Origin of the sequence: Luteolibacter arcticus (genome assembly GCF_025950235.1) — a bacterium.
In the GTDB taxonomy this organism is placed as follows: Bacteria; Verrucomicrobiota; Verrucomicrobiia; order Verrucomicrobiales; family Akkermansiaceae; genus Haloferula; species Haloferula arctica.
Genome location: NZ_JAPDDT010000010.1, coordinates 1 through 14,428 on the forward strand (window position 1 = coordinate 1; position 14,428 = coordinate 14,428).

Below are 14,428 nucleotides of genomic sequence, written 5' to 3' on the forward strand. Positions count from 1 at the left end.
CGACGATCCCGGCACGCGGTGGCGAACAAGCCCGGGCAATCCAGCGAACTCAGAAAGCGTGCCGAACACTATTGGCATCTTGCCCGAGTCCGTTGCGGAGGCGTCTCGCCTCCGTTCCCTAAAGCCCCAGTCCGGGCGGGACGCCCCGACAACGGACTGGAGCGAGACGCTCCAGCTACGAGATATCCTCCACCCCGCTGCATGCACGAAAAAGCCCGGCCGCACTTTCGCACGGCCGGGCTTGGAATGATTTTCTGACGATCGGTCAGGCGCTTTCGACCACGCCCATCTCCTCGCCCTGAGGCTCCTTCGGAACGAAGATCGGCTCGGGCTCTTCCACGGTGAACTCGATCTCGGTGTCGCGGTGACAGTCGAAGCCGGAGCCCGCCGGGATCAGGTGACCCATGATGACGTTCTCCTTGAAGCCCGTCAGGTAGTCCACCTTGCCGAGCGTCGCCGCTTCGGTCAGCACGCGGGTGGTGTCCTGGAAGGACGCCGCGGAGATGAACGAGTCGGTCTCGAGCGAGGCCTTGGTGATGCCAAGCAGCACCGGTTCGGCTTCCGCCGGCTTACCACCGCTGGCGACGATGCCGTCGTTGATGCGGTTGAAGGACGAGCGGTCGATCTGGTCGCCCCAGAGGAGCTGATCAGCGTCGCCCGGGTCGGTGATCTTCACCTTGCGCAGCATCTGGCGGATGATGATCTCGATGTGCTTGTCGTTGATTTCCACGCCTTGGACGCGGTAAACGGACTGCACCTCGTTGACCAAGTGCTCCTGGAGTTCCTGAGCGCCGCAAGCCTCGAGGAGGTCTTCCGGAGAAACAGGGCCTTCCGTGATCTGGTCGCCGCGCTTCACGCGGTCACCATCAGTGACGATGATGTGGCGGCCCATCGGGACCAAGTGCTCGACCTGTTCGCCGGAGTCGGAGTCGGTGACGATGACCTTCTTCTTACCGCGGACAGTGCCACCGAAGGAGACCTCCCCTTCGATCTTGGCGATCACGCAGGCGTCCTTCGGCTTGCGGGCTTCGAAGAGCTCGGCAACGCGCGGCAGACCACCGGTGATGTCCTTGGTGCGGGCCACCTTGCGGGGAGTCTTGGCGAGCTGCGTGCCCCCCGTGACCACTTCGCCTTCCTTGACGGAAAGGTGAGCGCCGACCGGGATCGAGTAAGACGCACGGACTTCCTTGGTCTTCTCGTCCGCGATGACGACCTGCGGGTGGAGGTCTTCCTTGTGCTCGGTGACCACCATGACCTTCTTGCCGGTTTCCTTGTCCGTCTCGTTGGTAACGGTGATGCCCGAGATCATGTCGCGGAATTCCACCTTACCGCCCTTCTCAGTGAGAATCGGCACGTTGTAAGGATCCCAGGTGGCAACGGTGTCGCCCTTCTTCACGTCGTCGCCGTCTTTGATCTCAATGACGGAACCGATGACGATCAGCTGGCTTTCCAGCTCCAGGCCTTCCTTGTCGCGGATGGACACGGAGCCGTTCTTGTTGAGCACGACCCACTTGCCTTCGGCGCTTTCGACGGTGCGGAGGTCCTTGTAGATCACGCGGCCGGTGTTCTTCGCCTTGATGATCGGCTGCTTGAACGTTGCAGCAGCCACACCACCGACGTGGAAGGTACGCATCGTGAGCTGCGTGCCGGGTTCCCCGATCGATTGGGCAGCGATGATACCGACGGCTTCACCGATCTTCACCGGCTTACCGGTGGCGAGGTTCAGGCCGTAGCACTTCGCGCAACAACCGCGCTTCGATTCGCAGGTGAGCACCGAGCGGATCTTCAGCTTCTCGTAGCCGATGCGTTCGACCGCCTTGGCCGAGTTCTCGTCCACGAGCTCGTCGTAATCGAGCGCGATCTGGCCGGTGACCGGATCCTTGACCTGTTCGCACGAGGTACGACCGTAGATACGCAGGGCCAGCGAGGCAGCCTCTTCGTCACCATCATAGATCGGCGCGACGACGATGCCGTTGGCGGTGCCGCAATCGAATTGCGTGACAATCACGTCCTGGGCCACGTCCACGAGCTTGCGGGTCATGTAACCCGAGTCCGCCGTCTTGAGCGCGGTATCGGCCAGACCCTTGCGGGCGCCGTGAGTGGAAATGAAGTATTCCAACACGGACAGACCTTCGCGGAAGTTCGACGTGATCGGGCGCTCAATGATCTCACCGGACGGCTTGGCCATGAGGCCGCGCATGCCGGAGAGCTGCTTGATCTGCGACTTGTTACCACGGGCGCCGGAGTCGACCATCATGAACAGCGGGCTCGCACCCGGCTTGCCGTCGTTGAACTCGATCTTGCGATAGAGCGCGGAGGCGATGGTGTCGGTGGCGTGGGTCCAGATGTCGACGACCTTCTGGTAGCGCTCGCCGTCGGTGATGACGCCGTTGCGGTACTGCTTGGTCACCTTGTCCACCTGGGCGTAGGCATCGGCAATGATCGCCGGCTTTTCTTCCGGGACGACCATGTCGACGATACCGATCGAGGTGCCGGAGCGGGTGGCTTCGCGGAAGCCGAGGCTCTTGAGCGCGTCGAGGGTTAGGACCGTGGCCTTCTGGCCGGACACCTGGTAGGTGCGCCAGATGATGTCGGACATCTGCTTCTTGCCGATGGTCCGGTTGATGAAGCCCAGACCTTCAGGCCAGATTTCATTGAAGCGGACGCGACCCGGGGTGGTCTCGAGGATCTTGCTCTCGTGATCGCCATAGACCGTGCCCGGCTTCCCGAAGTTCGGGTTGCGGATGCGGATCCACTGGTGATAGCCGACCTTGCGCGAAGCGATGGCGAATTCGACCTCGGAGGAGTTCTCGAACAGCGGGAGGTGCTCCTGCTTTTCGCGATCCTTCTGGGTGCGCACTGGCGCCCAGGTGAGGTAGTACGAGCCAAGGATGATGTCCTGCGACGGCGTCGTGATCGGGCGACCGGACGCGGGCGAGAAGATGTTGTTCGGCGCGAGCATCAGCTGGCGCGCTTCCATCTGGGCCTCGACCGAGAGCGGCACGTGCACGGCCATCTGGTCACCGTCGAAGTCGGCGTTGTAAGCCGTGCAGACGAGCGGGTGGACGCGGATGGCCTCACCTTCGATCAGCTTCGGTTCGAAGGCCTGGATCGAGAGACGGTGAAGCGTCGGTGCGCGGTTCAGGAACACCGGGTGACCCTTGGTGACTTCCGCGAGGATGTCCCAGACTTCCGGGGTCTTGCGGTCGATCATCTTCTTCGCCGAGCGAACCGTGTGGCAGTAGCCGAGTTCCTTGAGGCGACGGATGATGAAGGGCTCGAACAAGGTGAGCGCCATCTTCTTCGGCAGACCGCACTGGTTGAGCGTGAGGTCCGGACCAATGACGATGACGGAGCGGCCCGAGTAGTCGACGCGCTTGCCGAGCAGGTTCTGACGGAAGCGGCCGCCCTTGCCCTTGAGCATGTCGCTCAGGGACTTCAGCGGACGGTTGCCAGCGCCGGTGACGGCACGACCGTGGCGGCCGTTGTCGAAGAGCGCGTCAACAGCCTCTTGCAGCATCCGCTTTTCGTTGCGGATGATGACCTCCGGCGTCTTGAGCTGGAGGAGGTTCTTGAGACGGTTGTTGCGGTTGATGACGCGGCGATAGAGGTCGTTGAGGTCGGAGGTCGCGAAACGACCACCTTCCAGCGGGACCAGCGGACGCAGGTCCGGCGGGATCACCGGCAGCACGGTCTGGATCATCCACTCGGGGCGCGACTTGGAGCCGGCAAACCCTTGGGTGATCTTCAGGCGCTTCGAGAGCTTCTTCTTGTTCTGCTTCGAGCGGGTGGTTTCCAGCTCTTGCTCCAGCTTGATGGCCAGATCGGCCAGATCGACCTGCGCGAGCAGGTCCTGGATCGCCTCCGCACCCATCCCGGCGCGGAAGGAGGACTCACCATAGGCTTCCTCGGAATCGCGGAGCTCGTTCTCCGTGAGGAGTTGGCCGCGCTCGAGCGGGGTATTGCCCGGGTCGGTGACGACGTAGTCCTCGTAGTAAATGACGCGCTCCAGGTGGCGGGCGCTGATGTCCAGCACCAAGCCGATGCGGGACGGCATGCACTTGTAGAACCAGATGTGCGACACGGGCACAGCCAGCTCGATGTGGCCCATGCGCTCGCGGCGGACGCGGCTCAGGGTGACTTCCACGCCGCAACGGTCGCAGACGACGCCCTTGTGCTTGATGCGCTTGTACTTGCCGCAGGCGCACTCCCAGTCACGGGTGGGTCCGAAGATCCGCTCGCAGAAGAGGCCGCCTTTTTCCGGCTTGAAGGTCCGGTAATTGATGGTTTCCGGGTTCTTCACCTCGCCCTTGGACCAAGAGCGGATGACGTCCGGGGATGCCACGGTGATGGAAACCTGGTCAAAGGCTTCCGGCCGCTCGTCCACGCCGAAAAGTTCGCGAAGATTGGTGTCAACGTTCATGATATCTCTAGCTTGTTAGGTTATCGGTTCGTGGTTGGGGCCAATCAAAGGGTGAGGTCGTCGAGCGAGAAGTCGTCGACACCGCCGACCGACGGTGCGCCGCCGGGGCCACCGGCACCGCGGCGTCCGGGGCGGACGTCGAGGCCAAGGGATTGCATTTCCTTGATGAGGACGTTGAAGGATTCCGGCGTGCCGGCTTCCAGGTTGTTGTCGCCCTTGACGATCGCTTCGTAGATGCGCGTGCGTCCTTGCACGTCGTCGGACTTGACGGTGAGGAGTTCCTGCAGGGTGTAGGCGGCGCCGTAGGCCTCGAGGGCCCAGACTTCCATTTCCCCGAAGCGCTGGCCACCGTATTGCGCCTTACCACCGAGCGGCTGCTGGGTGACGAGCGAGTAGGGACCGACGGCACGGGCGTGGATCTTGTCCGCGACCAAGTGACCGAGCTTCAGCATGTAGATGATACCGACCACGACTGGCTGGTGGAAGGCTTCGCCGGTGCGGCCGTCATACAGGGTGGACTTGCCCCCCGTGGTGCCGTCCTTCCCGTCGCCGATCCAGGTGTAGCCGTCCACTTGCTTCGCCTGGGACATGAATTCCCAGATCTTGGACTCGTGGATGCCGTCGAAAATCGGCGTGGCGATCTTGAAGCCGAGCGCCTTGGCAGCAACGCCGAGGTGGGTCTCAAGCACCTGACCGACGTTCATACGGGATGGCACGCCGAGCGGGTTGAGCACGATGTCCACCGGAGTTCCGTCCGCCAGGTAGGGCATGTCTTCTTCCGGGACGATGGTCGCGACAACACCCTTGTTACCGTGACGACCGGCCATCTTGTCACCCACCGAGAGCTTGCGCTTGGCGGCGATGAAGACCTTCACTTCCTTGATAACGCCGGGGTCGACTTCGTCGCCGGCTTCGAGCTGGTCGAGCTTGCGCTCGCGCTCGGTGTCAAGCTCCTGGAAGCGGGCTTCGAAGGAACCGATGATTTCCAGGATCTTGTTCCGGATCGGGGATGGATCGATTTCGATGTGATCGTGCACCGAGGCCAGCTTGCGCAGCAGGGTCTTGGTGATCTTGCGGTTCGCAGGGATGATGATCTCACCGGTCTGAGCGTTGACCACGTCGAGCGGGATCTTCTCGCCGAGCAGAATGTCGGAAAGCTTCTCCGTCAGGTCGTCGGTCAGCTTGTCGGCCTTCTTCTTGTGCTCGTCGTTGATTTTCTTGAGCTGCTTCTTGAGCTCGACCGGATCGACCTTCTCGGCGCGCTTGCGGGCATTGCCGTGAGAGGAGACGCGGATGTCCTGGACGATGCCGGTGCAGCCGGAAGGAACACGCAGCGAGGTGTCCTTCACGTCCGCGGCCTTCTCACCGAAAATGGCGCGCAGCAGCCGCTCTTCCGGGGCGAGTTCGGTCTCGGACTTCGGCGTGATCTTGCCGACGAGGATGTCGCCCGGCTTCACCTCGGCACCGACGCGGATGATGCCGTCGTGGTCGAGATTCTTGAGCGCTTCTTCACCGACGTTCGGGATGTCCCGGGTGATTTCTTCCGGACCCAGCTTGGTATCGCGGGCCGCCACGTCGAACTCGGCGATGTGAATGGAGGTGTAGATATCCTCCTTCTTCACCCGCTCGGAGATGACGATGGCATCCTCGAAGTTGTAGCCGTTCCAAGGCATGAAGGCGACGAGCACGTTCCGGCCGAGCGCAAGCTCGCCCTTCTCGGTGTTCGGGCCGTCAGCAAGGACATCGCCCTTCTTGATCTTCTGGCCCTTCTTGCAGATCGGCTTCTGGTTGATGCAGGTGCCGGCGTTGGAGCGCATGAACTTCCGCAGCGGGTAAGCCATGATGCCCTTGTCGAGATTGGTCTTCACCGACTCAGGATCGGAGAGGAACTTCTCGTCGGCGACCGGCAGCTTGCCGTCGGGGGAAGTGACAATCATTTCCGCGGTGGCGGCGGCAACGATGCCGTCGAGTTCCGCAACGATGACCGCACGCGAGTCACGGGCCGTCTTGCCTTCGAGACCGGTGCCGACGTACGGCGAATCGGAAACGAGGAGCGGCACGCCCTGACGCTGCATGTTCGAGCCCATCAGCGCGCGGTTGGCGTCGTCGTGCTCGAGGAACGGGATCAGACCGGCAGCCACGGAGACGAGCTGCTTCGGCGAAACGTCCATGTAGTTGACATCGTTCGGGGCGACTTCGATGAACTCGCCGCCGCGCTCACGGGCGGTCACGCGTTCGTTTAGGTACTTGCCGGACTTGTCGATCGGATTGTTCGCCTGGCCGATGAGGAACTTTTCTTCCTGGTCGGCGGTGAGATACTCGATGTCGTTGGTGACCTTGCCGTTCTTGACCTTGCGGTACGGGGTTTCGATGAAACCGAACTCGTTGATACGAGCATAGGTACACATCGAGTTGATCAGACCGATGTTCGGACCTTCCGGGGTCTCGATCGGGCAGATACGGCCGTAGTGCGAAGGATGAACGTCGCGGACTTCGAAGCCGGCGCGGTCACGGTTGAGACCGCCAGGTCCGAGGGCGGACAGACGGCGCTTGTGAGTCAGCTCGGCCAGCGGATTCGTCTGGTCCATGAACTGCGAAAGCTGGGACCGGCCGAAGAAGTCGCGCACGACGGCCGAGAGGGCCTTCGGGTTGATCAGCTTCTGCGGGGTCATGCCCTCGATGTTCACGTCGAACAAGGTCATGCGCTCCTTCACCAGACGCTCGGTGCGGGCGAGGCCCACGCGGCACTGGTTGGAAAGCAGCTCACCCACGGCACGCACACGGCGCGAGCCAAGGTGGTCGATGTCGTCAATGACGCCTTCGCCCTTCTTGAGCTTGAGCAGGTACTTCACGGCGGCCAGGAAGTCCTGGGGCACCATAATGCGCTCGTCCGGATCGACCTTGCTCTCGAGCTTGCTGTTGATCTTATAACGGCCGACGCGGGTCAGGTCGTACTTCTTCGGGTCGAAGAAGAGACGCTTGAGCAGCGCACGGGCATTCGCGGCGGTCGGCGGGTCGCCGGGGCGCAGCTTGCGGTAGATGTCCTTGAGCGCGCTGTCCTCATCCTTGGCGGGATCCTTGCGCAGGGACTTGAGAAGGATTTCATCCTCACGGCCGTCGATCACTTCGACCTGCTTGTTACCGAGAGCGATGAGCTGGCGGACGATGCCGATGGTGAGCGGCTCGTAGGCCTTCGCCACGACCAATTCGCCATCCAGGATGTCTTCGAAGGGAACCTTGTGGCCGAGCTCCTGCTCGTCCATCTCTTCCTTCAGCTTCAGCGTCTCGACATTGTAGAAATTCGTGACGATGTCGCGGTCGGTCGGGTAGCCGAGGGCACGCAGGAACGTGGTCGCCAGGAACTTCCGGCGGCGGCGGCGGCGGTCGAGGTAAACGTAAAGCAGGTCGTTCGTGTCGAACTGCACTTCCAGCCAGGATCCGCGGTCAGGGATGATTCGGAAGCTGTGGAGGATCTTGCCGTTGAGGTGCTGCGAGGTTTCGAAGCAGATACCCGGCGAGCGATGGAGCTGGGAAACGATGACACGCTCGGCACCGTTGATGATGAAGGTACCGCGGCGGGTCATCATCGGCAGTTCGCCCATGTACACGCGCTCTTTCTTGGTGCCGGTCTCGTCCTTCAGCTTGAAGGTCACGTAGAGCGCGGCAGAGAAGCTTTCGCCGGTGCGCAGGGCCTCGAGCGAAGTAATCTTCGGGTCCTCGATGTCGTAGGCGACGAAGTCGAGCTCGATTGCTTCATCGTAGCTCTTGATGGGGAATACCTCGCGGAAGACAGCTTGCAGACCGGTATCGGTGCGATCGCTGGCAGACGTGTCCTTCTGCATGAACTCCTCATAGGAGCGGCTCTGAACCTCGATCAGGTTCGGCGGTTCGATGACTTCCTCGATTTTCCCGAAGTGGAGACGGTCGGCCATGGCTGGTAGTAGTGCTGCTTGCGAGTTGAGCCCGGACCGCGAACGGCCGGGCGAATGAGATTCAGAGAATGGAAAGGGAGTCCGGGATCGGCGGAAACGGTCGCTTGTTGGGAGGGATCGTGTGACGGCTTCCGCCGGTTCCGGAAAAGGCTTCGCGACCCCGCATCAAGCGGGGTCGCGAAGCAAATCCGGGAACTGGATTACTTGAGGTCGATCTTGGCACCAGCTTCTTCGAGCTTCTTCTTGGCGGCTTCGGCGGCGTCCTTGGAGACACCTTCGAGCACCTTGGTAGGAGCACTTTCGACGAGCTTCTTCGCATCCGCAAGGCCGAGGCCCGGCGAGACTTCGCGGACGGCCTTGATGACGGCGATCTTGTTCGCACCACCGTCGGTGATGACGACGTCGAATTCGGTCTTTTCTTCAGCGACTTCGGCCACGGCAGCGGGACCGGCGACGCCGACAGGAGCTGCGGCGGAAACGCCCCAGGTCTCTTCCAGCTTCTTCACGAGGTCGGCAGCTTCCAGAACGGTGAGCTTGCCGAGTTCTTCAACGAGTTGTTCGATATTGGCCATTGTATTTCTCCTTTGCGGTATCGTCGCACCCGGAAGCTTCCGGACATTTCAGAGTGGCGCCGCCACCCCGACGAGGAACCATTATGGGTTCAGGCGGCAGCGCGGAGACGCCATCGCCATCGGGTCAGATTGTTTGTCAGGCTTCGGCGGCAGGTTCCGCGGCGGCTTCCGCCACCGGCTCGGCGGCAGCTTCGGCAGCAGGTGCCTCGGCAGCCGGAGCTTCTGCAGCTTCGGTGGATTCTTCGGCTTCGTCCTTCTTGGAGTCGGCGTCGGGATTGAACTTCTTCTGGATGACACGGGCGATCCGGGTGGACGGCTCGAGGATCGTGGCAAGCAGTTGGGAAAGGATGGCTTCGCGGGACGGGATGTCGGCGATTGCCTTGAGCTTGTCGGCGTCAAGGACGGCGTCACCCAGGATGCCGACCTTCATTTCCGGCTTCTTGAACTCCTTTTCGAAGTTCTTGATGGCCTTGGCGGCGGCGAAGACTTCGGCCTCACCGGTGATGAAGGCGGTCTGGCCGACCAGCGAGTCGCCAATATCCGGGCGACCGGCTTCGGCGAGGGCCTTCTTCACGTAGGTGTTCTTGGCGACGTGGCACTCGGCGCCGGCCGCATTGAGGCGGTTGCGGAGCTCGGAGAACTGCGGGACCGTCATGCCGGTGTAATCCACCACGAGCACGTACGGCGAGGCGTTCACCTTTTCGAGCAGACCGTCGATGATGACTTTCTTGTCGGGATTCATGGTCGTGGGATGATTAGACGGACTTGGTGTAAACGCTGGATTCCAGCGGGATGCCCGGGGACATCGAGGCGGCGACCGTCACGCTGCGGACGAAGTTGCCCTTGGCGGATGGTGGCTTGGCGCGCACCACGCTGTCGATGAAGGCGCGGGCGTTTTCAACCAGGGCTTCTTCGGAGAAGGAGGACTTGCCGACGGCGCCGGAGACGTTGCCGTTCTTGTCGAGCTTGTAGTCGATACGGCCGGCCTTGACTTCCTTGACCGCCTTGGCGGTGTCGTCGGTCACGGTGCCGGTTTTCGGGTTCGGCATCAGGCCGCGGGGACCGAGGACACGGGCGATCTTGCGGACTTCGGTCATCGCATCCGGCGTGGCGATCGCCACGTCGAAGTCGGTGAAGCCGCCTTGGACGCGCTTGATGAGTTCCTCGAAGCCGACGAATTCTGCACCGGCGGCGGTGGCTGCCTCAGCGGCGGCACCGGCGGCGAAGACGGCGACGCGGACGTTCTTGCCGGAGCCGTGAGGCAGGGCAACCGAACCACGGACCATCTGGTCGCTCTTGCGGGGATCCACGCCGAGGTGGAAGGAAACGGTGACGGTAGGATCGAACTTCGGAGCCGGGAATTTCTTCACGGTGCCGACAGCTTCTTCCAAGCCGTAGGACTTGCCGGCCGGCACGAGGGCGGCGGCTTTTTCGTAGCGCTTGCTGCGGTTCTTCATGTTTCGTTTTTGCAGTGCTGGCGGACTTGAAGCAGCCCTCCTGCGGTTTTTTGCGGCACTCCGGAGAGCGCCGCGGAAAGGATTACATTCCTTCAATTTCCAGACCCATCTGGCGGGCGGTGCCGGCCAGGATGCGGGCGGCAGCCTCGGGGTCCTTGGTGTTCAGGTCGGGCATCTTGATGGCCACGACTTCCATGAGCTTGGCCTTGGTCAGCTTGCCGACCTTGATCTTGTTCGGCTCCTTGGAACCGGAGGCAAGACCAGCGGCCTTCTTCAGCAGGTTGCCCGCGGGGGGCTTCTTGGTGATGAAGGTGAAGCTCTTGTCCTTGTAGACCGAGATCACGACCGGCAACACGTCGCCGGCTTGGCTCTGGGTCTGGGCGTTGAACTCCTTGCAGAAGCCCATGATATTCACACCGGCTTGGCCGAGAGCGGGACCGACGGGCGGGGACGGGTTGGCGGCTCCAGCAGGAATCTGGAGCTTGATGACTTTAACGACTTCCTTGGCCATGGTGGTAAAAGGATTGCGGGATGTGGTGCGGTTCTAAGTTCAGGCGCGTTCGACCTGCCAGTATTCGAGTTCCACGGGCGTCGAGCGGCCGAAGATCGTGACCGCAACGCGCAGCTTGCCGCGCTCGGGGTCGATTTCCTCGACGATGCCATTCTGGCTCTGGAACGGACCGTCGGCCACCTTCACGGTGTCGCCGACTTCGAAACTGATCGCGGGGCGCGCGTGCTCTTCGCGCTCCTTGATTTGGGAAAGCATGGCGTCCACCTCGCCTTGGCGCATCGGGATCGGACGGTCCTTGGTTCCGGCGAAGCCGATCACGCCTTCCATCTCCTTGATGAAGTACCAGGTCCTCTCGACGAGCTGGTTGTCGGGCGTGAGCAGGTTCATGTTCACGATGATGTAGCCGGGGAAGAACTTCCGCTTGGTGGAGGTCTTCTTGCCGCGGCGGATCTCGGACACCATCTCGGTGGGAACCAGCACTTCGTAGATGAATTCACCCATCTCCTCGGATTCGCGCTGGCGCAGGATGCGCTCCCTCACGCGGCCTTCCTGTCCGGACAGGACATGGACAACGTACCACTGGTTCTCTGGAGACGGGGCAGGCATGATGGGATCGAAAAGAGCGGGCGGGGCGGGAAAAAACGGAAAAACATCAGCGCCCGAAGGACGTGATGAACTCGAGGACGTAAACGCAGATGAAGTCCCACAGCGACACGAAGCCGGCCAGCAGGATGGTGGCGATCAGCACGACCACGGTGGAATCGGTGAGTTCCTTGTACTTCTTGAAACCCTTCACCTTCGGGTCGGACTCCCAAGGCCAATTGGCCTTGCGGAGCTCGCCTTTCACTTCGCCGACGAAACGTGAGACTTTTGCGAACATGCCGAGGAAACTTGAAGAAACGAGGAGGGAAAGGGTGGCACGGAAGGTGGGACTCGAACCCACAACCAACGGTTTTGGAGACCGCTACTCTACCAATTGAGCTACTTCCGTATTGAGATTCCCTTGATGAGACCGGTGGAGGCGATGGCGGGGCACCCCGGCAAGTTGCCGAAGTGCCCCGAAATTCGTCCCAGCCTGATGTCGCGGGGCGACAGACTGGGGGCCCTCCTTAGGGTTAGTCAAAGAATTTCGCTAACACGACCGGCACCCACGGTGCGGCCGCCTTCGCGAATGGCGAAACGCATGGTCTGCTCCATGGCGATCGGCGTGATGAGCTCGACTTCGAGGTTCACGTTGTCGCCTGGCATGACCATCTCGACACCTTCCGGCAGCTTGATGCTTCCGGTCACGTCGGTGGTGCGGAAGTAGAACTGCGGGCGGTAGTTCGAGAAGAACGGGGTGTGACGGCCGCCTTCTTCCTTGGACAAGACGTAGATCTCACCCTTGAACTTGGCGTGCGCCTTGACCGAACCCGGCTTGGCGATGACCTGGCCGCGCTCGACCTGATCCTTCTTCAGACCGCGGATCAGGAGACCCACGTTGTCACCGGCGCGACCTTCGTCGAGCAGCTTGCGGAACATTTCGATGTCCGTGACGGTGGTCTTCTGAGTGTCGCGGATGCCGACGATCTCGATTTCCTCCATCTTCTTGACGATGCCACGCTCGACACGACCGGTGACGACCGTTCCACGACCTTCGATCGAGAACACGTCTTCCACGGGCATGAGGAAGGGCTTGTCGATGGCGCGCTCTGGCTCCGGGATGTAGGAGTCAACGGCGTCCATCAGCTTGAAGATGTTGGCCTTCTGGTCGGCGTCGCCGTCGAGGGCTGCCTTGGCGGAGCCCTTCACGATCGGGATCTCGTCGCCGGGGAATTCGTAGGACGAAAGGAGGTCGCGGATTTCCATCTCGACCAGCTCAAGGAGTTCTTCGTCATCGACGAGGTCCACCTTGTTCATGAACACCACGAGGGCAGGCACACCGACCTGGCGTGCAAGCAGGATGTGCTCGCGGGTCTGTGGCATCGGGCCGTCGGCAGCGGACACCACGAGGATGCCACCGTCCATCTGGGCTGCGCCGGTGATCATGTTCTTCACATAGTCGGCGTGACCTGGACAGTCGACGTGAGCGTAGTGGCGCTTCTCGGTTTCGTATTCGACGTGGGCGGTGTTGATGGTGATACCGCGCTCGCGCTCCTCGGGAGCGGCGTCGATGTCGGCATAGCTCTTCTTTTCCGCAAATCCTTTGTCGGCCAGCGTGTTGGTGATGGCTGCGGTGAGGGTGGTCTTGCCGTGGTCGACGTGACCGATGGTGCCGATGTTGACGTGCGGCTTGTTCCGCTTGAATGCTTCTTTGGCCATGGTGGTGGTAATTTCGCGATTGCTGCTCGTCCGGGTCATGCGGCCGCTGGAGCTCGTGGGGGGAATTGAACCCCCGACCTCATCCTTACCAAGGATGCGCTCTACCCCTGAGCTACACGAGCCTTACGGCGTTGACGCTGGACCCGGACGGGAGATCAAGAAGTTCGGAGGGGCTTTGAATGGAGAAAAGGCCCCCCGAATTTCCTGGTCGGTTCCGGGAAAAGCGGGGCGCAAGCTGAACGAAGCCCATCACCCTGTCAAAAAAAATATCTATTGGAAGAAGATTTATCGTAAAATGGCGAAAACCCATTCAATTTCAGTGAATTGCAGGCCCCCTTGAACGTCATGCGGGGGCATCTGCGGTCTCTTCTGTGACAATCAACCGGTTGAAGCGCGAGATCTCCAGGCATCGGCCGGTCGCCAGATCGATGTCCACCACCGCCCCGCACAGCCGGACCGGGCCGGTGGCGATGGGGAAACGGGTCGGCATGCCGGTCCTGAAACGCCACACCACGGACTCCGGCGCCCGTCCCAGCACCGACTCCTCCGGCCCGCACATTCCGGCATCGGTCAGGCAGCCCGTGCCGCCCGCGAGAATCCGCTCGTCCGCCGTCTGGACGTGGGTGTGGGTCCCGACCACGGCCGAAACCTTGCCATCCAGCGCCCAGCCCATAGCGATCTTTTCGCTGGTGGTCTCGGCGTGGAAATCGAGGAAAATCGCCTGCACCCCCTCCCCCCGCAGCCGCTCGGCCTCCGCTTCCACCATCAGGAACGGGTTTTCCAAGGGCGGTTGCATGAACGAGCGCCCCTGCGCCTGAATCACCGCGACCCGGCCTTTCGGCGTCTCAAGGACCACCGAACCTTGGCCGGGAGTCTCCGCCGGATAGTTGATCGGCCGCAGCAGCCGCGGCTCGGTCGGCAGGTAGTCCACGATTTCCTGCTGGTCCCACACGTGGTCGCCGGTGGTGATCACCGCGGCCCCGGCACGCAGCAGGTCAATCGCGATGCGCGGTGTAATCCCCCGCCCTCCGGCGGCGTTCTCCCCGTTGACGATGATGAAATCGAGCGCCAGTTCCTTGCGCAGGAGGGGCAAATGCTCGATCACGGCCTTGCGACCGGGTTCGCCAACGATGTCACCAAGGAAAAGGATGCGGATCGACTCCATAAAACGGGGGAAGGTTGGCCGGCGCTCGCCTGCCCCGGCCCGCGAGGCTTACCCCTCAAGCGTCCCG

The 14,428-nt window shown here is 61.9% G+C and carries 10 protein-coding genes and 2 tRNA genes; all 12 read right to left on the bottom strand.

Annotation, left to right across the window (positions count from 1 at the left end; genetic code table 11):
- Positions 1 to 265: 265 nt before the first annotated feature.
- Positions 266 to 4,423, bottom strand: coding sequence for a DNA-directed RNA polymerase subunit beta' (gene rpoC / locus OKA05_RS19610; RefSeq protein ID WP_264488888.1), 4,158 nt, complete (start codon positions 4,421 to 4,423; stop codon positions 266 to 268).
- Between the two features lie 44 nt (positions 4,424 to 4,467).
- Positions 4,468 to 8,355 (bottom strand): DNA-directed RNA polymerase subunit beta, encoded by a 3,888-nt coding sequence (gene rpoB, locus OKA05_RS19615; protein ID WP_264488889.1) that lies wholly within the window; start codon positions 8,353 to 8,355, stop codon positions 4,468 to 4,470.
- 200 nt (positions 8,356 to 8,555) lie between these two features.
- Positions 8,556 to 8,927, bottom strand: a complete 372-nt coding sequence (gene rplL, locus OKA05_RS19620) for a 50S ribosomal protein L7/L12 (RefSeq protein ID WP_264488890.1) — start codon at positions 8,925 to 8,927, stop codon at positions 8,556 to 8,558.
- Between the two features lie 136 nt (positions 8,928 to 9,063).
- Positions 9,064 to 9,669, bottom strand: a complete 606-nt coding sequence (rplJ, locus tag OKA05_RS19625) for a 50S ribosomal protein L10 (protein ID WP_264488891.1) — start codon at positions 9,667 to 9,669, stop codon at positions 9,064 to 9,066.
- Positions 9,670 to 9,682: 13 nt separating this feature from the next.
- Positions 9,683 to 10,384 (bottom strand): 50S ribosomal protein L1, encoded by a 702-nt coding sequence (rplA, locus tag OKA05_RS19630; protein ID WP_264488892.1) that lies wholly within the window; start codon positions 10,382 to 10,384, stop codon positions 9,683 to 9,685.
- An 82-nt stretch (positions 10,385 to 10,466) separates the two neighbouring features.
- Positions 10,467 to 10,895 (bottom strand): 50S ribosomal protein L11, encoded by a 429-nt coding sequence (rplK, locus tag OKA05_RS19635; RefSeq protein ID WP_264488893.1) that lies wholly within the window; start codon positions 10,893 to 10,895, stop codon positions 10,467 to 10,469.
- Between the two features lie 39 nt (positions 10,896 to 10,934).
- Complete coding sequence (gene nusG / locus OKA05_RS19640) at positions 10,935 to 11,501, bottom strand: transcription termination/antitermination protein NusG (RefSeq protein WP_264488894.1); 567 nt, start codon at positions 11,499 to 11,501, stop codon at positions 10,935 to 10,937.
- A 46-nt stretch (positions 11,502 to 11,547) separates the two neighbouring features.
- Positions 11,548 to 11,775: a preprotein translocase subunit SecE gene (locus OKA05_RS19645; protein WP_264488895.1), complete on the bottom strand. Its 228-nt coding sequence runs from the start codon at positions 11,773 to 11,775 to the stop codon at positions 11,548 to 11,550.
- A 35-nt stretch (positions 11,776 to 11,810) separates the two neighbouring features.
- Positions 11,811 to 11,886: transfer RNA gene (locus OKA05_RS19650), tRNA-Trp, on the bottom strand.
- Positions 11,887 to 12,014: 128 nt separating this feature from the next.
- The gene (tuf, locus tag OKA05_RS19655; RefSeq protein ID WP_264488896.1) at positions 12,015 to 13,196 is read right to left on the bottom strand and encodes an elongation factor Tu; all 1,182 of its coding nucleotides are present in this window, start codon (positions 13,194 to 13,196) and stop codon (positions 12,015 to 12,017) included.
- Between the two features lie 47 nt (positions 13,197 to 13,243).
- Positions 13,244 to 13,318: transfer RNA gene (locus OKA05_RS19660), tRNA-Thr, on the bottom strand.
- A 221-nt stretch (positions 13,319 to 13,539) separates the two neighbouring features.
- Entirely contained in the window at positions 13,540 to 14,361 is an 822-nt protein-coding gene (locus tag OKA05_RS19665) for a TIGR00282 family metallophosphoesterase (protein WP_264488897.1), read from the bottom strand.
- Between the last annotated feature and the right edge of the window lie 67 nt (positions 14,362 to 14,428).